Annotated in this window: 16 protein-coding genes and 2 pseudogenes; 13 read left to right on the forward strand and 5 right to left on the reverse strand. The window is 37.2% G+C overall.

The window, feature by feature from the left end; genetic code table 11:
* Positions 1–48 precede the first annotated feature (48 nt).
* Positions 49–2,417: pseudogene (nirB, locus tag R4Z09_RS14050) on the reverse strand (nitrite reductase large subunit NirB).
* Between the two features lie 226 nt (positions 2,418–2,643).
* On the opposite strand from nirB, the gene R4Z09_RS14055 reads away from it, so the two are divergent.
* Together R4Z09_RS14055 and R4Z09_RS14060 are read left to right on the forward strand one after the other, a co-directional pair.
* Positions 2,644–2,967 carry a MerR family transcriptional regulator gene (locus tag R4Z09_RS14055; RefSeq protein ID WP_338452882.1) on the forward strand — a complete coding sequence of 108 codons (324 nt, stop codon included), beginning with the start codon at positions 2,644–2,646 and terminating at the stop codon, positions 2,965–2,967.
* A 130-nt stretch (positions 2,968–3,097) separates the two neighbouring features.
* Positions 3,098–3,877: an SDR family NAD(P)-dependent oxidoreductase gene (locus R4Z09_RS14060; RefSeq protein WP_338452883.1), complete on the forward strand. Its 780-nt coding sequence runs from the start codon at positions 3,098–3,100 to the stop codon at positions 3,875–3,877.
* A 71-nt stretch (positions 3,878–3,948) separates the two neighbouring features.
* On the opposite strand, the gene R4Z09_RS14065 is transcribed toward R4Z09_RS14060, so the two are convergent.
* Together R4Z09_RS14065 and R4Z09_RS14070 are read right to left on the reverse strand one after the other, a co-directional pair.
* On the reverse strand, positions 3,949–4,098 hold the full coding sequence (locus tag R4Z09_RS14065) for a hypothetical protein (RefSeq protein ID WP_338452884.1): 150 nt from the start codon (positions 4,096–4,098) through the stop codon (positions 3,949–3,951).
* A 212-nt stretch (positions 4,099–4,310) separates the two neighbouring features.
* The gene (locus R4Z09_RS14070; protein ID WP_338452885.1) at positions 4,311–5,069 is read right to left on the reverse strand and encodes an arylamine N-acetyltransferase family protein; all 759 of its coding nucleotides are present in this window, start codon (positions 5,067–5,069) and stop codon (positions 4,311–4,313) included.
* Between the two features lie 212 nt (positions 5,070–5,281).
* Here R4Z09_RS14070 and R4Z09_RS14075 point away from each other — a divergent pair, with 212 nt between their 5' ends.
* Together R4Z09_RS14075 and R4Z09_RS14080 are read left to right on the forward strand one after the other, a co-directional pair.
* Positions 5,282–5,887, forward strand: coding sequence for a hypothetical protein (locus R4Z09_RS14075; RefSeq protein WP_338452886.1), 606 nt, complete (start codon positions 5,282–5,284; stop codon positions 5,885–5,887).
* Positions 5,888–6,358: 471 nt separating this feature from the next.
* Positions 6,359–6,871 carry an RDD family protein gene (locus R4Z09_RS14080; protein ID WP_338452887.1) on the forward strand — a complete coding sequence of 171 codons (513 nt, stop codon included), beginning with the start codon at positions 6,359–6,361 and terminating at the stop codon, positions 6,869–6,871.
* Between the two features lie 87 nt (positions 6,872–6,958).
* Here the strand turns inward: R4Z09_RS14080 and R4Z09_RS14085 are convergent, their stop codons facing one another.
* Positions 6,959–7,390 carry a hypothetical protein gene (locus R4Z09_RS14085; RefSeq protein ID WP_338452888.1) on the reverse strand — a complete coding sequence of 144 codons (432 nt, stop codon included), beginning with the start codon at positions 7,388–7,390 and terminating at the stop codon, positions 6,959–6,961.
* 181 nt (positions 7,391–7,571) lie between these two features.
* Positions 7,572–8,078, reverse strand: coding sequence for a CBO0543 family protein (locus tag R4Z09_RS31085; protein ID WP_422392276.1), 507 nt, complete (start codon positions 8,076–8,078; stop codon positions 7,572–7,574).
* A 252-nt stretch (positions 8,079–8,330) separates the two neighbouring features.
* Here R4Z09_RS31085 and R4Z09_RS14090 point away from each other — a divergent pair, with 252 nt between their 5' ends.
* The 9 genes and pseudogenes from R4Z09_RS14090 (at position 8,331) to R4Z09_RS14135 (ending at position 18,533) form a co-directional block, all read left to right on the forward strand.
* Entirely contained in the window at positions 8,331–8,771 is a 441-nt protein-coding gene (locus tag R4Z09_RS14090; protein WP_338452889.1) for a hypothetical protein, read from the forward strand.
* Positions 8,772–9,079: 308 nt separating this feature from the next.
* Positions 9,080–10,282, forward strand: coding sequence for an HlyD family efflux transporter periplasmic adaptor subunit (locus tag R4Z09_RS14095; RefSeq protein WP_338452890.1), 1,203 nt, complete (start codon positions 9,080–9,082; stop codon positions 10,280–10,282).
* The gene (locus tag R4Z09_RS14100) at positions 10,269–10,946 is read left to right on the forward strand and encodes an ABC transporter ATP-binding protein (RefSeq protein WP_422392302.1); all 678 of its coding nucleotides are present in this window, start codon (positions 10,269–10,271) and stop codon (positions 10,944–10,946) included. Before R4Z09_RS14095 ends, R4Z09_RS14100 begins: the two co-directional genes overlap by 14 nt.
* Positions 10,943–12,154, forward strand: coding sequence for an ABC transporter permease (locus R4Z09_RS14105; RefSeq protein WP_338452892.1), 1,212 nt, complete (start codon positions 10,943–10,945; stop codon positions 12,152–12,154). The genes R4Z09_RS14100 and R4Z09_RS14105 overlap by 4 nt, the downstream gene beginning before the upstream one ends.
* A 1-nt stretch (position 12,155) precedes the next feature.
* Positions 12,156–13,412 (forward strand): GMC family oxidoreductase, encoded by a 1,257-nt coding sequence (locus R4Z09_RS14110; RefSeq protein ID WP_338452893.1) that lies wholly within the window; start codon positions 12,156–12,158, stop codon positions 13,410–13,412.
* A gap of 348 nt (positions 13,413–13,760) precedes the next feature.
* On the forward strand, positions 13,761–14,585 hold the full coding sequence (locus R4Z09_RS14115; RefSeq protein ID WP_338452894.1) for an SGNH/GDSL hydrolase family protein: 825 nt from the start codon (positions 13,761–13,763) through the stop codon (positions 14,583–14,585).
* A 202-nt stretch (positions 14,586–14,787) separates the two neighbouring features.
* A pseudogene (locus tag R4Z09_RS31090) lies at positions 14,788–16,324 on the forward strand (spore germination protein).
* Complete coding sequence (locus tag R4Z09_RS14130; protein ID WP_338452896.1) at positions 16,324–17,421, forward strand: endospore germination permease; 1,098 nt, start codon at positions 16,324–16,326, stop codon at positions 17,419–17,421. Before R4Z09_RS31090 ends, R4Z09_RS14130 begins: the two are co-directional and overlap by 1 nt.
* Entirely contained in the window at positions 17,418–18,533 is a 1,116-nt protein-coding gene (locus tag R4Z09_RS14135) for a Ger(x)C family spore germination protein (RefSeq protein WP_338452897.1), read from the forward strand. Before R4Z09_RS14130 ends, R4Z09_RS14135 begins: the two co-directional genes overlap by 4 nt.
* Positions 18,534–18,607: the final 74 nt, after the last annotated feature.

Consider the following 18,607-nt stretch of genomic DNA (forward strand, 5'->3'; position numbering starts at 1 on the left):
AAGCGTTTTTTCCATTGCAATCACTCCCAGATTTAATGATGTCAAAGGTTAATTTGATGCGACAGGTATGTTTATTTTTTCAAATAACTCTTTTCGAATCGCTTGGCTTTGAATAATATCCTTCCAAGGTTCTTTTGTTACGGATAATGCTTCGTCAAGGCGTTGGTTCAGTTCGATTCTATTTTGCTTATCCTCGATAACGGCTTTAATCATATCTAAGCCCATTCGTTCTACCCATTTAGATGTTCTTTCTAGATAGTGTGCAGTTTCCCGATAATATTGGAAATATGCGCCAGTGATTTCAATGACTTCATCACTTGTTTTCACTTTGAACAACATGTCCGCTGCTCTTAAATGGGTTCCGCCATTTCCGCCGACGTAGATTTCCCATGCACCTTCAACACCAATCACACCCAAGTCTTTAATACCTGATTCAGCACAATTACGCGGGCAGGCTGAGACAGCCATTTTGAATTTATGGGGGGTGCCGATTCGTTCAAATTTCTTTTCTAGAGCAATGCCTAGCCCCATGGAATCTTGGGTACCAAAGCGACAGAAATCTGCACCGACACATGTTTTTACGGTTCGAAGCGTTTTACCATAAGCATAACCGGATGGCATGTCAAGTTCGGACCAAACATCTGGAAGGTCTTCCTTTTTGATACCAAACAGATCAATGCGCTGACCACCCGTCACTTTTAGCAGCTTCACATCGTATTTTTCAGCGACGTCAGCAATTTTTCGTAATTGCTCAGGATTTGTTACACCGCCGTACATTCTTGGAACGACAGAGAAGGTTCCATCCTTTTGAATATTGGCATGAAGCCTTTCATTCACATAACGTGATTCTTTTTCATCTTCATATTCAAGGGGATAAATCATGCCTAAATAATAGTTTAATGCCGGCCTGCACTTCGAACATCCGCCATCTGTTTGCCAGTCAAGAACGTTCATTACTTCACGTGTATTAGTCAATTGCTTTTCGAGAATTTCTTCTATGACCTCATCTCTGGATAGCGTTGTACATCCGCAAATAGGTTCCTTTTCATTTGTAGCACTTGAACCTGTTGTTAACTCGAGTAGGTCAGCGACTAAAGATTTACATCCCCCGCATGATCGAGAAGCATTTGTACAGCCTTTAATTTGTTCAACGCTCGTAAGTCCTTGTGTTTGGATTGCTTTTATTATCGTCGCTTTCGTCACACCGTTACATCCGCAAATGATTTCATCATCCGGCATCACAGCGACAAGACTTTCACTGGAATTTCCGCCTTTTATAGATTCGAGATACTCTGAAACATTCATCTTTGTGTGGATCATTCTTAATAACTGGTTTCTTTCGTCGGTACGGCCAAAGATGACAGCACCTGATATTTTTCCGTCTTGTATAAGTACTTTTTTGTAGGTTCCTTCCCATTCATTGAATTCCTTAATGGTTTTATCCATCCTCCACAATATTTCCAGCAGAGAATACATCAACACCTGAAACTTTTAATTTGGTCCAAAGGATAGAACCTTTATATGAAACAGATGGATCCCCGCAAAGATTCTTTGCTAAAACTTTTCCTTGCTCGTAAAGAGGAGCAACTAAGCCGTATACGATTTCCCGATGCTCGGCACATTCACCGACTGCATATACATTAGGAACTCCTGTCTCCATAAGGTCATTTACGATAATGCCGCGATTGACAGGGATTCCGCTAACTGAGGCGAGGTGAGTATTCGGTTTAATTCCGACAGCCATGACGACTAAATCAGCCTCAATTTCATCACCATCGCTAAATTTCAAACCTTCTACTTGGTCTTTTCCGATAATTTCCTGCGTTTGTTTTCCCAGCAAAAAGTTCATTCCTTGACGTTCTAATTCTTTTTGAAGCAATTTGCCGGCAGTTTCATCTAATTGTCTATCCATTAGATGATTGGCAAGGTGGATGACATCGACTTTCATGCCTAAATTTAAATAATCCTCTGGCAGCCTCTAGTCCTAGCAATCCTCCGCCAATCACTGCTACTTTTTTATAATTGATTGAGTATTCAATCATCTTTTCACAATCTTCGATATTTCGGAAGGCTGTTACCCCATTTTTATCGCTGCCAGGTATTGGGAGAATAAAAGGGATAGAGCCTGTAGCCAAGATTAATTTATCGTAGCTGACCTCCCGTTTTTTATCTGAATAGACCATTTGTTTATTTGTATCGATATGAACAATTTTTTCCCCTGAATAAACAGTAATATGTTTTTCTTTATACCAATTCCAATCATTTAATGTAATGTCATCAATGGAGGTATCCCCTTGTAACACTTTCGATAATTGGATTCAATCATAGTTGGGGTGTGGTTCTTCACCGAAAACGGTGATGTCAAAACGGTTTGTTTCAATTTTTAAGATTTCCTCAATTGTGCGAATTCCTGCCATTCCATTACCTACTAATACAAGTTTTCCCGTTTCATACAGCCGCCTCCGATTTATGTTTTAAGTTATGGTCTCATTATAGAATCATGAAATGAAACAAACCACAATGATGGAAGAAAATCTAACGTTAAAAATAAAAACATTTGTTAAATCTTCCAATAGATGTTACATTTTATAACAAGTAATAATAATCTAAATAGACAGACAATATTTATAGCGGGGTGAGATAGTGAAAGACAAAACCTCTTATAAAGACAAAAAGGTTATATCGATTGGGGTTATCAGTGAGTTAACTGGGTTATCAGAAAGGCAGATTCGTTATTATGAAGAAAGAAAATTAATTTTTCCAGAAAGAACGAACGGCGGTACACGCAAATACTCTTTTTCCGATGTAGAAGCTTTGGTCGACATTGCTAATAAAATGGAGGATGGTGTCCAAACATATGAAATTAGACAAGAAAAAATCAGGGAGAAGAAAAAAATAGACAAAGAAAAAATACGTAAACAAATGCTGAAGGGTCAAATCAATGCTCAATTTGGAGTACAAAAGTGAGGGAAGGGGCGAGGCTACACTGTCCCTTCGTCTTAAAAATTTGTATAAAAAAAGGAGATAAGAGATAATGAAATAACAGAAAAAAATAATATTTCAAATGAATTTCATTATTTTCAGAAAGGTGTTTATCATGGAATTAGGGTTAAAAGGAAAAGTCGCATTAATTACAGGTTCAAGCAGGGGGATTGGCTTAGAAACAGCTCTTTATTTAGTAAAAGAAGGTGCCGATGTAACCATTTGTGCAAGAAATAAACAGCGTTTAGAGGAAGCGGCAGCATATATTCTAGAACAAACAGGGAAAGAAGTATTAGTTGTAGAAACGGATGTTAAAAATGAAGAGGGTTGTCAAAAGGTCGTTTCGGCTACCGTTGAAAAATATGGCCGGATAGATATTTTAGTTAATAACGCTGGTACGTCTCAAGCCCATCCGTTTGAAGAAGTTGGAACAGAACTTTGGCAGCAGGATCTTGATTTAAAACTATTCGGCGCCATACATTGCTCGCGCTATGCCATACCGTATATGCGAGAGGTTGGGGGAGGCGCGATCATCAATGTGACAGCGATTATTGGAAAAACACCTCCTGCAGCGTCATTACCTACTTCAGTCAGCAGGGCAGCAGGGATGGCCCTAACAAAAGCTATGAGTAAGGACCTTGGTCGAGATAATATTCGTGTCAATACCGTATGTATCGGCTGGATTCAAAGCGAGCAAATTGAAAAAATGTGGAAAGATCAGGAACCGGAACTATCATGGGAACAGTTCTCTAGAAAAGAGCGTCAAATCCCATTAGGACGTATTGGAAATACTGATGAAGCAGCTAAAGTGATAACTTTCCTTGTTTCAGATGCTGCTTCATATATATCAGGCACATCCGTTAATATCGATGGCGGTCTGGCAGGCACATTATAGGAAGGTCAAAGGGACAGGCGTCTTGACCTAGGGTCGAGGTGCCTTCATCCCATTAAAAAAACTCGGATATATTAGTTATTCCGAGTTTTTTTAGGTTGGACGCTTTCTGAAAGGGATAGAATGCCCCAGTTCATCATCATATTTTTTTCGAATAATCTTTCATACCATTTTAATTCTTTTGAATCATTACGTTTACTTTTATTAAATTGATCATTCTTCATCGATAACACTTCCTGTATATATTTTCTTTAGAACGAAAATTAATCTTTAAGAACTATTATTGTTTTCAACGTGATTATAGTAATATATACATTTAGGTTTGTAAAGATAATAGACTTTAAGTAAACGTATTACATTTAAAGAATTTATCAAGGTGCAAAAAGATTTTTCAAAATAGTTATAAAGAGGCAAGATGCCAACTTCGTTTCAAACATTATAGCTTCAATTGAAAATAGCGTTCAACGGCTTTACCTATTTCATGTTCTTCTAATTTTACTTTGTTTTTTACTCTCCCTTTGACAATGATTAACGTATTTCCTATTAAGGTGATACGTCCTTCTTCCGTTACTTTAGACAAGAAATAGACTTTATTAAACTTAGATTCAGGTGATGTCTCAGTCAGCACACATATTGGATGGATATTTTCCAAATTCCATTTTTTTGAAGACGTTCCAAATCGATATTGTGTTTCCCACTCACCATCGGTCTTTTTTTGCAAATACAACAAAGATTGAGTTTCATCTCTTTTTACTCGGTAAAGCCCGTCACTATCAATCACTTCTTCCCCGCTCAATGGAACAGGCAGCCGCGGGCAATTACCGCCAAACCCAACGTCCACCAAATATTCTCTATCCTCAAGTGGAACGATGATAAACAGATGTCCATTTTCAAGCGCCCATGCTCCATTTCCCGCATATACAGTACCTGCCATAAGATACGGCTGAAAACCAAGCTCTTTTAACAGGTGATAAAATAAACCGTTTAACTCATAACACACGCCTCCGTGGTGATCGAGTACGATTTTTTCATAAAGATCATCCGGACTTAATGAGAGCGGCTTTTTATTCAAAATATCCATATTTTCAAAGTGTACATTGAGTACATGCTGTTTCTGGAGATGAGCCAGGTAATTATAGTCCAGCTTTTCTTTCTTTACCACTTGAATACGATCTAAATATTTTTTTATGTTCATATTTATCACCTAATTTGTTTTTTTGATCATTTTATTACTCTCTCTGAATGATGGGCGATAAGAATACATTTGGTCAAACAAGATGCTCCTATATAGTACGTTTTGTCTGTATTTTTTATTAGTGTTGCCATGTTAAAATGTAGAATTTCCTTAAATCTTTCACTTCCCTATGATACAGTGATAGAAGTAATATTCAAGAAGGGGGAACAAAATTGAAATGGTTAAACTGGGGAGTATCCGGACTATTGGCCTGCGGATTGTTGGCGAGTTGTGTTACGTCTAAATCATCCGAGCCAAAGAAAGAAGATGTTGAGGTAAAGGAAACAATGGAAGAGAAGAAAGCTAAGATTGACCCGAAAGAATGGAAAATCGTTCCGCCGCCGCCTGAATTAGAAAAGCCAAATTTCGAAGCTAATGCAAAAGAATGGGTTGCGCTAAGGGCCAAAGAATTTTCACAGGTATCAACCGATCCGAATGAAAATTATGCCAAGGCGGAATCCGCTTCACATGAATTAGATACGTATATCAGATTCACCGTTGAAGGGATTGACATTCAAAAAGATCTTGAAAATTTGCATAGTTTGGGTGGGACAATCGGACATTTGAATTACATGAAATCGGAACAAGAAAAACAAGGAATCGGAGCCGCGGAAACAATCACTCAATTGGATCAAGCGTACAAATATATGTCAGAAATCCTGCACGACCTTGATATCATAATGAACCATGGAGGCAAAGGCGAAACATTTGGGGTAACGCATCAATTGAACGGTGAAAACACTTCAAAGCTTGAAGCATTTTACATGGGCGATGATTAAAAAGGGACAAAGGAGAACGGGACGAAAGGACAGGTATCTTGGACCAGTATATTTCTGTTCCACAGCGGAAGATTGATTTAACGAAACTTATTTCTAAATAAATCGTATATTTTATATAGAGGATTGTGGCTTTTATAGTATCTAATAATAATGCTTAGAAAGGAGAGGATAGAGAAATTCAGGGATAAAAAAATCTTCATTTGAGAAGTTCATTTATATGTTTAGTTCTTTTTCTTATTTTGTTAATCTTAATGTACAATCAATTTACATATTTAGGTAATGTTATTTATTGGTGGCTTCTAATCCTTCCGCTATTTGGGATCATTGAAGCGATACTAGGTAAAGGGAATAAAAAATGGCCATTACTTATTCTTAACACAGCCTTACTGGTTGTTAGTTTAGTCATATTGTTTTGAACCTTAGTTTGCTATTGTTAAATGATGATGAACAGAACTATGGGAGCTGATCATTATGACATATGCGCCTTTTAAAATCCGCATTTTCGCTTTCTTAATAGATTATCTCGTTATCGTTCTTTATGGTATTTTTGTAGTTGGTACTATTTCAATCGTATTTCGATCATATATTAGCCCCTTATTTTCAAGTTCCCCAGTAATAGCTGAATTCACAGGCTTCATTATGATGACGTTGCCAGTTTCGCTTTATTTTATTTTTTGTGAATGTTGTCAATGGCAAGGAACATTAGGGAAGCGGAAAATGGGTATCCGCGTTGTTGATGGCAACGGACAGTGCATTGGAATCGGTCGTTCAGCTATTCGAACTGCTATCAAGTTTCTTCCTTGGGAGGTTGCTCACTTCGGAATATGGAGAATCATGCTTCCAACAGACTTCTCTGAAATTACAGTTTATGTGATTCTAAATGCTGTTAATCTTGTCATATTATTATATCTAATCATTCCACTCACTAATAAAAAAAGGAAAAATATTTATGACTGGATAGCAGGAACAGAAGTAGTGCATTGATTATAGGACCAGATATGATCTGGTTCTTTTCAGTTTCATTAAACTGATCATTAATATATTATCCTGATAGTCACAGTACGCTGAATATTATTCTATTCCCTTGACTAATATTTTATTTAATTCACGTACTTTATCATATGATTCTAATAATTGTTGAGGTACGAGAGTTCTCCCATATTCCCAAGCATTCGTTTCGATTTCAGATTTAAGCCTTTCTTTTTCTTCTTCGTCACCATACATAAGAATTCTTAAATCATGTTTGTTTTTCTTAAAATCTAAATAATACCCGAGCTCGTGATAAAGAATAATTTTAACAAGATTTTCATCCGTTTCCTTCACTTGTACTTTCATTATACTTATATAACCATTAATTTTAAGATAATTAAACTTTATCGTATTGATCGATACATTATAACTCATAGGCGCAGTAAGTTTATTGTTAAATTCATACTTAATATTTAATTTATGCTCCTTTAACGTACCTTCAATTATCCTCTCAATATCCCAAATATATAGCATTTTAATATCCCTTTCTTAAAGTAAAACAAAAATAACAGATGTTCTACATATTGAAAAAATGATGAAGAATTCTCTCCAAATCATATATTAGCTTAATAAAAGCATTAAGTGAATAGTATAAAAATCTATGAGTCCATATACCGGATTATATTGACTTTGATTCGTATTTTCGGTCCAAGGTTCATACGTCCGATAAATTCACATCAAATACATTTAAAAAGAAAATAATAATGATAATTGATAATCCCCATGCTAAAAAAGGACGTTTGTAATGAATATACAGCATTACAAAGAGAATAATATCAAACAAAAATGACCACCACATGTTCCAGCCGTTGAAATGTTCGATAAGATTGAAAACATGTAGTCCAAGAATTTCTGTAATTACGTACAGAATCACCCAGAAAACTATATAAAAAATCTGTTTCATTCTCTTTTTAGGGAAGTTACATAAGTATATGATAACGGTGGCAGGATACACCGTTATCATAATCCACAAATTTGTTAATAGATGATTCGGGAATAACCAATTTTTGTTATAACTCCATGTTCGTTCACTATATGTAAAAAGGTTATAAAGTAAATCACCAATAATCAAGAATAGTATTGTTGGATAATACTGTTCTATTTTTCTCCAATCCCCATACTTCCATCCAAGAAGGATACATATTATTCCAAAGCTAACCATTAAAATCAAGACCTTTTCAAATATTAAAATTTCTACTCTGTAATTTGACTGTAGGGAAAATTCAAAAAATAATCAGTGATAAAAATCACATATGGTTTAAATGAACAACTCGTATTTTACAAAGGTACGAACTGCACCTCGCTTCACGAGATAAAAGTCCTCTAGTCAAACACATAATTTATGTAGGTACAAGTTGATAGTCGAATAACAACCGAATAGGATGATGTAGACAAACGAAAGGATGTGCCCATTATGTATCCAAATCATTATCATGGTTTTTATCATGATCCATATCATCAGTTAGATTATTTCCAGTCAACACCGTATCCATCTGAAGATTTTTATTATGATGGTTATGATGAAAGAATATTTGGTCCCATGGGACCACCGCAAGGACCTCCTCCTGGATCTCATGCTCCTGGTCAAGGCTCCCAGTCTGGACCACCAAGCGCACCACCACCATCTTACGTTCCAGCTCAAACACAACAAGCTACAGCTTTTGCAGTGGATCCAGGCAGTATTAGACACTGTTTATTCAGATATACGTATGTGTGGCTAAATAATCGCCAGCAATTTTGGTTTTATCCAACATTTGTTGGCCGGACTTCTGTCTCTGGATGGCGTTGGAATGGCTTTAGATGGTTGTTCTTTGGAATCAGTCTAAGACAAATTCAATCGTTTACTTGTATATAAAGATAAAATAAGGAAACCTCGAATCTGCTGTATAAATCGTTAAATCGACTAATCTCTGTAGAGTTAATTCTCTACAGGGATTTTTTTATATGTAATGATTTCTTTGAAATTAAAAGAAAAACTTTTATGATGCCTGTCGCTTTGTTTCTAAAGTTTCTGCAAAAATTGTAATAAAAAATAAATAATTGTAAATAAATTGGGATTTTTAATAGATTAACCGTTATAATAGTCAAAGGGAAATTATTGAAATTTCTATATATTCCAATAGAAACTTTGTAATTTCAAATACTTTTGGGGGGGACGTTAGATTGAAAAGAAAAAAGGTTTGGATACCAATTGTTTCTGTTGTTGGATTGACTGCGATTGCCATGCTGGTCCTATTTTTATTGAAGGATAAAAATGCTGAAATGGCCTCAGGTACAGATATACAGGAAATGCCAATAACCGTTCAAAAAGCTGCAGAAAAAGAATTAACAGAAACGATTCTTGTGACAGGTGAAATTGTGCCTGAGAGTGAGCAAAAGGTATATATAGAGCCTGACAAAGGAGAAATCATCGAATATAAAGTTACTGAGAACCAAACGGTAAAGGCGGGTGAGCCTTTATTTTTATATGATTCTTCAAAACTAGAAGTTGAATACAATGGAGCTGTCCGTGAAAGGGATTTAATTAAACTTAGAGCAAAAGCAGAAGAGGCACAAATAGCAGAATTGAATAAGCAAATAGCTGCTGCAAAGAAGAATCCTGCAGGGGAATCTGATGGGGAATCGGTCGATGTTAATCAGCTGACAAAAGAAAAGGCCCAATTGGAACTCCAATATGAAAACACAAAATCAGAAGCAGCGTCCGCTCAAGAGAGAATCAATGAAAGTGCTGACCGGAAGAAGGAAATGACAGTTGTCAGTAAAATTGACGGTATTGTTGTGAAGGTGAATCAAAACATCGCGAAAACGGAAACAGGTGCTTCGGAACCAGTCATACATATTATTTCTAATAGTCCGTATAAAGTGATTGGGACGATGAGTGAATTTGATGCAGTGAAGATTCAACCGGAACAAGCAGTTGTAATCCGGCCAAAAGTGTTTAAGGACCGAGAATGGAATGGTGTTGTTGAATCGGTTTCTCAGTTTCCAAATGAAGAGGGAGCCAGCGGGGATATGATGGGAGCACCTGGTGGGGGAAATGTAACGATGTATCCATTCAAGGTTGCGATTACAGATGATACATCAGAGCTCCGCCAAGGTTTCCATGTGTCACTAGAAGTAAAAATTGTTGGGACAGAAAAAAAGCCTGTGATCCCGCATAGTGCGATTTTAGATGAGGGCGGAATCGCTGTCACTTATGTTCTTGTAGACGGAAAAATGGAAAGACGAGAAGTAAAAACAGGTTCAATGAATGATGAATTCATCCAGGTAATCGAAGGTGTGAAGAATGATGAGCTAGTCGTTATCACTCCGAATGAAGGAATGTACGATGGAATGGAAGTGACCTCTTTTGATGAAATTAAGTGAGATTACTAAGATTTATGGAAAGGGCTCTCTAGAAGTACCTGTTTTGCATGGAATTAATCTTACAGTTGAAGACGGAGAATTTGTGGCCGTTATGGGACCATCAGGATCTGGAAAATCAACGTTAATGAATATTATTGGTTTTTTGGACTATCCTTCTTCAGGAACGTATGAATTGAATGATGAAATGATTGGGACAGAAAAGGAAAAAAAGCTGACAAAGTTAAGGAATGAACACATTGGGTTTGTCTTTCAACAGTTCTTTTTGCTGCCTAGACTTTCGGTGCTCAAAAATGTTGAGTCTCCGCTCATCTATGCAGGCGTACCAAAGCGGGAAAGAATCGAAAGGGCCAAACTCATGCTTTCAAAGGTTGGATTAGGTGATAGAATGACCCATTTACCTAATGAATTATCCGGTGGACAAAAGCAGCGGGTTGCGATTGCGCGGGCGCTTGTGAATAATCCCTCGATAATTTTAGCCGATGAACCAACAGGTGCACTCGATTCCAAGACAAGTGAACAGATTATGGATTTATTCGTCCAACTCAATAAAGAGGGTAAAACGGTCATTATCGTTACACATGAGGAAGAAATTGCTGCTTATACAAATAGGGTGATTACGTTAAGGGATGGCGTGATTACGGATGACCATAGGAGGACGCTATGAGCTTAGTAGAGAGCTTTAAATTAGCGTTATACTCGATCTGGAAGCATAAGATTCGTTCGATATTGACCATGCTGGGCGTCATAATTGGTGTCGCAGCTGTTATTATCATTGTTGCCATTGGTCAAGGGGCAAAAACGAAAATGACTGAAGAACTGTTTAGTACAGAGAAGAATGCGGTGGATATTTTTTATCAACCAATGCCTGTAGAGGGAGAAGCTGAATCAGAAATGTTTTGGGTAGAGCCTGAATTAACCTCGGAGGATGTTGTCATCCTTTCCGAGGTTCCAGGTGTAGAGTCGGTGATTGCGACAAACCAAGGCTGGGGTCCAATGGTGTACAATGATCAGCAAGGAGAAATGGAAATTACAGGGGTCGGACCCGAGTTTTTTACTGCAAGGGATATCCAATTGGCTGAAGGAAGATCCATTAACCTAAGGGACAATGATGGAATGAACCGGGTAGTCATGATTGATACTGTGGCAAGAGAAAAGTTTTTCAAGAATAAAGAAAATATAATTGGTGAGATTGTTGATGTAAATGGAAATCCATATAAGTTAGTCGGGGTGTATGAATCACCGATACCAGAGCAGTATCGTGCTAGTGAAAACGGTGAAATGCTTATGCCGAGAACAGTGATCTCGATGATGTTTGGGAATCGAGAGATTGAGAGATTAGCCATTGTTGCAGGTGACCCTGAGAAAATTTCTGAAACAGGAAGATTGGCTGCTGAAACATTAACCTCGAAAAAAGAGCTGGAAGACGGGATGTATACGATTAATGACTTTTCAGAATATGAGAAAGAAGTAGATACCGTCATTACTTTAATGACACTGTTTATTGGCAGTATTGCAGGCATCTCTCTATTAGTTGGGGGCATCGGGGTCATGAATATTATGCTCGTTTCCGTAACAGAAAGAACGAGAGAAATCGGAATTAGGAAAGCAATAGGGGCTACAAGAGGAAGAATCTTACTGCAGTTTCTAATAGAATCGATGACACTGACTTCAATTGGAGGAATGGCCGGTATTGGGTTAGCCATGATCGGATCTATGCTTGTGACGAAATTCTCGCCAATTGCTGCTACAGTAAGCCCGCTTGTTATCATCATAGGTGTAGGCTTTTCGGCCTTTATCGGCATTATTTTTGGCATCCTTCCAGCAAACAAGGCCGCCAAACTAAGTCCTATCGAAGCCTTAAGGTATGAATAAAATGAAAGAATCTCTGTGGAGTTTATTCTCTGCAGGGATTTTTTTATTTGTAATGATTTTTAATCATTTTAAGCAGCTTGAGAAGTTTCAGGGTGAAAACGAAAATCCTAAATTTCATGGATATAAGGGCCGAATCAATATCAGGCAGGCACCAGTTAACCCGACTAATGTCTCGGAAAAATTTGTTTCGGCGATTGTAGATGCAACAGGGGTAGATAAGATTCTTGATTATAATGATCCTACTACACCAATTGGTGCTTTTACCCAATGGCAATTATATCAAAAACCATATGGACAACGAGAGGGCTCATCAACCGCCTTTCTATCTCCTGACATTTTGACACCGGATGGATTGGGGGAAAATGAACGAAAATTACGTGTATTTTATTATTCCACCGTACTTCGAATTCTTTTCGAAGGTAGAAGGGCAGTTGGAGTTGAATTGCTTAAGGAAGGAAAGATGCTTAAGGTTTATGCACGAAAAAAAGTCATCATTTCTGCGGGAATAAACAGTCCTCAGCTCTTAATGTTTTCTGGAATCGGACCAGTAAGAGAGCTGCAACAGGCAGGCATACCTATTGTTTTCAATAATCCTAATGTAGGAAAAAATGTAACCAACCATACTTTGAACACGGCTATTTTTTCGATGAATCAAAGAGATATGGCTGATCTCCAAGGGGATCCTTTTGCTCTATACACAGGAGGAGCTTTCTTACCACATCCTTTTTCAAGGATGAACGGCCGCCGGAGTGTACAACTGATTGGTACTGTTTCAGAGGGGAACTTAATCATTGTGGTTATTTTTCTGCAACCGAGGAGTCGGGGAACGATTAGAATCCAAAATAACGATCCTTTGAAAATAGTTCTAGCGGACGAAGGGTTCCTTGACAACCCTTTCGATATGGAGACTATTAAAGCGATTTTCAGAATGTATATCAAACCAATGGCCATGAAGCTTTCAACAATCGATTCTGCCTATCAGTTATTAAATCCAACGATTGATACAATTGACAATGATGAAGCCCTTGAAGAATATATTAAGGAAAACTTTGGACATAATCATCACCAACAAGGCTTTTTGAGAATGGCCCCTTTTTCGAGAGGAGGGGTGGTGGATAATCAAGGCAGAGTCCATGGTGTCGATCATTTAATTGTAGCGGATGCTTCCATTATCCCGTTTAGCGTAGATGGAAACACATCAGCTGCAGCCTATTTAATTGGATATACGGTGGCAAAAAATTTAATGCAAGAAGAGTGAGAAAAGGTAGGAGTTGAAAGCATTTTCTGAAAGTCGATGTTTCCTTTGTATCTTTCGATAATTTGAGAATATGATAAATGTGCCAGGCAACATCCGTATATTTGGATATTGCCTGCCACATTTTACTTCCTTCCTGAATGCTACTCAAAAATTGATAGTAAGAAAGGAATAATGAACATGCTATTGATGAACGTATAGATATAAATAAATTAGAAACCCACACCTTTGGGTGGAAGTGACAAAGTGTCGTTTATAGTCATTAATTGCAATTAAATATTCATTTAATTATTTGAATAATGAGAATATAATGAGGCGAATGCCAATTTTTTGTTAGAGGAGGAACAAGAGGTGAAGTTCAAGTATTTTTCTATAATCCTAGGGTTTATACTGATATTGAACACACTCGCAGCACCATTTGTATTAGCTAAAAATCCAGATGTCCCTAAGTCGAAGCTTAACATTGTAGCGATAGGAGACTCCATTACGTTTGGATATCCACCCCCATCAACGACAGGCTTTCCTGATTTGATTTCAGGTGCAAGAAAGGTTGTGAAGTTTGGCGGGAGTGGTGCAACTTCTTCGCAGTTATTAGAGGCCATTAATGCTAATCCAAAGGAATTCAAAGCCGCCGTAAAAAGGGCCGATGTCATTACGATTAATATCGGAAGCAATGATTTCATGCAGGCAACTGGTATTGCAGCCCTTTTTGCAAAACTACAGCCTATGGTGCCAAACCTAGAGGAAAATCTAGCTAACGGGGAAATCGTTAAAGCTATAAGTTCCACACCACTCACACCTCTGACAGAGCAACCACTTAAACAATATTCTACTAATTTATTAACAATAATTGAAACGATAAAAAAACACACGAAAGCTCCAATCCTTTTATATAACCTGTATAATCCAATTGTATTTAGCGGAAATCCGATTTTCGATCAGTTCCTTGAACCATTACATAATTTTATTAAGGAGAATATATTGGTTGTAAATAGTACGATCCAACAAGTTGGAGTCGTAACCGGTATTCATGTAGTTGATGCATATTCAGCATTTGCTAAAAACCCAGAAGACTTTATTTATCCATTTGATATCCATCCAACACCAGCAGGACAACAGGCTCTAGCATCATTAGCTGATTTAAAATTACAAACAATAAAAAATGGAAAAAAATAAGGTAAATAATAATCATTAAAAGGGACGAATGGACAGGACTTTAGACCAGCAATGAACTGGTCCAAGGTGCCTGTCCCTTCGTCCCTTTGTTCCGTGGAACATAATTGTGAAACGAGATTATTCGGGTTGTTACAGTGACATGCATGTTTTTCCAGCCTAAGTGACAAAATAAATTATCAAAATATCAGGTGGGGGATCATTCATGCTATTTTTTCGGGGGTACAATAAGAAACCGAGTTCTTCCCAACAACTGAATCATACCCCTCATCAAGAAACGATAAGCTCCGAATTAATGGATAATATTGAAGAAATCCAGTCTATTTTTTATAGTACACCAGATCTCATTGTGAGGTATTTAGTTATAAAACAAACACAGAGCCAGGCAGCTCTGGTTTATTTGAGTGGAATAACCGATACTAAGATGATTTTTAATCATGTGTTGAATCCACTTTTATTTGAGGCTTACAAGGGTGAAAGTGAAAATGATTTAAAGGTGTCACTTGGTCACATCAGAGAAACGAATACGTGGCCACAAATTGAGAGTGCGATTTTAAATGGGGAGTGCGTCTTGTTTGAAGATAAATGCACTGAAGCCTTTATTTACGATACTCCTTCCTTTCCCAAGAGGTCTATTGAAGATACGTCAATTGAATCTTCCTTAACTGGGGCACATGTAGGGTTTACTGAGACAGGAGGTGAAAATGTAGCATTAATCCGGAAGCACATTCACAACCGAGAATTGAAAATAAAGGAAATGACTGTCGGAAAAAGGGGGAAATTGAATCTATCGATCTTGTATCTAGCAGATGTCGCGAATCCAGAAGTGTTGAAAGAACTTGAGAATCGAATAAAGAAAGTGGAAGTCGATAGCGTTATAAACGCAGGTGCACTTGCAGAATACATTGAGGATAACCCTTACACTCCTTTTCCACAACTGTTATTAACAAGAACGTCCTGATTTTGCGGCTTCAGAAATTTTACAAGGAAGAATCGTAACAGTAGTAGACCGATCACCAAGTGTCATTATTGGACCTGCCACATTTGATTCTTTCTTCAAGACGATTGATGATTATAGCTCCCGTTGGATGGTCGCTTCTTTTATACGTCTTATGAGATATTTCGGTTTTTTTATCGCCATCTTTCTACCAGCTACATACATCGCTATTATTTCCTTTCATTTTGAAGTCATACCTATCAAGCTGCTGTTGTCCTTAGGCGCATCAAGAGAACGGATTCCTTTTCCTCCTTATATAGAGGCATTTATTATGGAGATTACTTTAGAAATGCTAAGAGAGGCGGGGATCCGGCTCCCAGCTAAAATTGGGCAAACAGTAGGGATTGTTGGCGGTATCGTCATTGGTCAAGCAGCTGTGGAGGCTGGAATTGTAAGTAATATCATGGTGATTGTTGTAGCTTTAACAGCTGTAGCCTCTTTTATTATTCCTAATTATGAAATGGGTTCATCGATTCGAATCATTCGGTTTCCGATGATGATATTTGCATCGCTCTTCGGATTTGTGGGACTTACAGTTGGTTTAATGATTTTACTGGCACATTTCGTTGCCCTTGAATCTCTAGGAACACCGTATGGAAGTCCTATTGCACCTTTACGTTTTCCAGATTGGAAGGATGCACTTATTCGGTTTCCGCTATGGTCGATTTATAAGCGCCCATTAAGTACAAAAGCCATTCAAATGAAAAAAGCAAAATCCAATCATCCAGAGAGTGATAAACAGTAATGAAAAACATAAAAAATAACATTACGTTGATGCAATATATTTTATTAATTCATGGTGTCCAAATGGGGGTTGGCATATTAACATTGCCACGTGAAGCAGCTGAAAAAGCCGGAACAGATGGTTGGATTGGCATCATCATTTCTTGGTTTTTTTCGACAATGGCTAGTTTAATTATCGTACGAATTATGAAGAAATACCCGAATGGTACGATCCTTGATCTTTTGACTCATTATTTTGGGAAATGGATAGGACGGGCAGGCACCATTATATTTGCTTTGTATTTTGCTGTATTATCTAATGTTGTTTTTATTAGAGAAGCTCTTTTTATCCAAGCGTGGATTTTACCTCGTACCGAAATATATATATTAATTTTGTTATTATCCATTCCTAGTTATCTAATCGTTCGAAAAAATATCAGTATATTAGGCAGGTATTCTGAACTTGTCTTTTTCATGACCTTGTGGATGGCACTCTTTTATTTGATTACCTTAAAGGATGCCAAGTGGCTTCATTTACTTCCTATAATAAAGGAAGGATGGATACCCATTTTTGCTTCTATAAAAATGGCCATATTTTCCTTTATCGGTTTTGAAATTGCCTTTTTCCTTTATCCTTATTTACAAAAGAAAGAGCAAGCCTCCATTGGAATTGTGATTGCTAATACCCTTTCTTTGCTTGTATTCTTGGTCATAACAATTGGAGCCTTTGCTTTTTATAGTCCTGATGAAATTACCATGTATAATGAACCGACCATTGAGATGTTAAAGGTCCTTGAATTTGTATTTATTGAACGATTGGAAATTGTGTTTTTTTCCTTTTATTTATTTGTGATGTCTACAACGGTCCTGCCATTCATGTTCATGACCGTCTTTTGTACAAGTCATTTGCTTGGAAAAAAAGATCATCGTAGTCATTTAGCTTGGTTTTTTCTTATTGAATTTGTATATGTTGTGTTGTTTCCTCCTAGTTTTGATCGAAATACCTTCTCCCAGCATATAATCGAACAAGTGAGCTTGATACTTGCATTTGCCTTTCCTCTATGTCTATGGGGATATGTCTCGTTGCATGGTCTTTTTAAAAGGAGGGCAATCAAATGAAACCCATATGTCATGCTATGTTCTTCATTTTTCTTGTTGTTACACTTTCAAGCTGCGGAAGAAATATTCCACTAGAGGATTTAACGATTTCATTGATTCTTGGTATTGATCTCGATGATAAAAATAATTTAATAATTTCTGAATCAAATCCAGTGTTTAATAAAGATGCAAAGAAAAATATTGAAACCTATCAACTAAAGTCAAAATCAATACGGGAATCTAGAAAATATTTTGATGCTTTGACAACGGGAGAGGTTACTGCTGCAAAAATTCAAGTATTACTGATAGGAAAACGAGTTCTAGAACATGAGGATTGGTTTTCTATTTTGGATACAGTTTATCGGAATCCTACTTTTTCCATTAATTCAAGAGTCATAATGGTTGATGGACCTGTATCTGACGTTATTCTCTATGAGCCACCAGATAAGCCACAATTACCTTTGCATTTGAAGGAAGTCATTGATAAAAACAATGAGAGAACAAGGACCGTAAATAGCACTCTTCAAGTGCTTCATAGACAAATGTACGATAAGGGAATCACTCCTTCGATATCGGCAATAAAAAAAGAAAAAGATATTGAATTAGTTGGAGTATCACTGTTGGATGATAATGGAAAGTATGTTGATAATCTCAGTATTCAAGAATCGTCACTCCTCCTGATCTTAAAGGATGAACAAAATAAAGAATTAACGTTATCTATGCCGATGCCAGCAATAAATGATAAGGGGGGGATCTTCAATAAGAACGAGTTAAGTTTTGATGTTAGTCGGATTAATTCAAAAGTTAAGGCAAAATACGACAAGGATCAATTTCATTTCAACTATAAGATTCATATGGCCGTAAATGTTGTCGAACGATTATTTCCGGCAGATATGGTTACAAAAAATGAACTAGAGAAGATGATTGAGAAAGAATTGAAATCTCGATTTGAGGGTCTTATTAAGAAAATCCAAGAGAACAAAATTGATCCAATTGGACTCGGACTTTATGCGAGGGCCTATCAATATGAACACTATAAAAAAGTTAAAGACCATTGGGTTGACACTCTTGCGAAATCAAACATTAATGTTTCTGTTGACATCGACTTACAATCGATGGGTGCAATGAAGTGATTCCAGAGGATCTTTTTCACCGATCCCGGAAGGTTCTGCCGTATCTAGCATAAAAAAGCAATCCGTTTGAGGTA

Source organism: Niallia oryzisoli (genome assembly GCF_036670025.1).
GTDB classification, from domain to species: domain Bacteria; phylum Bacillota; class Bacilli; order Bacillales; family Cytobacillaceae; genus Bacillus_BD; species Bacillus_BD oryzisoli.

Excerpts from the sequence above, each read along its gene's own strand:
- R4Z09_RS14060 (WP_338452883.1), top strand. The coding sequence starts at position 3,098 with ATGGAATTAGGGTTAAAAGGAAAAGTCGCATTAATTACAGGTTCAAGC.
- R4Z09_RS14065 (WP_338452884.1), bottom strand. The coding sequence starts at position 4,098 with ATGAAGAATGATCAATTTAATAAAAGTAAACGTAATGATTCAAAAGAA.
- R4Z09_RS14070 (WP_338452885.1), bottom strand. The coding sequence starts at position 5,069 with ATGAACATAAAAAAATATTTAGATCGTATTCAAGTGGTAAAGAAAGAA.
- R4Z09_RS14080 (WP_338452887.1), top strand. The coding sequence starts at position 6,359 with ATGACATATGCGCCTTTTAAAATCCGCATTTTCGCTTTCTTAATAGAT.
- R4Z09_RS14085 (WP_338452888.1), bottom strand. The coding sequence starts at position 7,390 with ATGCTATATATTTGGGATATTGAGAGGATAATTGAAGGTACGTTAAAG.
- R4Z09_RS31085 (WP_422392276.1), bottom strand. The coding sequence starts at position 8,078 with ATGGTTAGCTTTGGAATAATATGTATCCTTCTTGGATGGAAGTATGGG.
- R4Z09_RS14090 (WP_338452889.1), top strand. The coding sequence starts at position 8,331 with ATGTATCCAAATCATTATCATGGTTTTTATCATGATCCATATCATCAG.
- R4Z09_RS14100 (WP_422392302.1), top strand. The coding sequence starts at position 10,269 with ATGAAATTAAGTGAGATTACTAAGATTTATGGAAAGGGCTCTCTAGAA.
- R4Z09_RS14105 (WP_338452892.1), top strand. The coding sequence starts at position 10,943 with ATGAGCTTAGTAGAGAGCTTTAAATTAGCGTTATACTCGATCTGGAAG.
- R4Z09_RS14110 (WP_338452893.1), top strand. The coding sequence starts at position 12,156 with ATGAAAGAATCTCTGTGGAGTTTATTCTCTGCAGGGATTTTTTTATTT.
- R4Z09_RS14130 (WP_338452896.1), top strand. The coding sequence starts at position 16,324 with ATGAAAAACATAAAAAATAACATTACGTTGATGCAATATATTTTATTA.
- R4Z09_RS14135 (WP_338452897.1), top strand. The coding sequence starts at position 17,418 with ATGAAACCCATATGTCATGCTATGTTCTTCATTTTTCTTGTTGTTACA.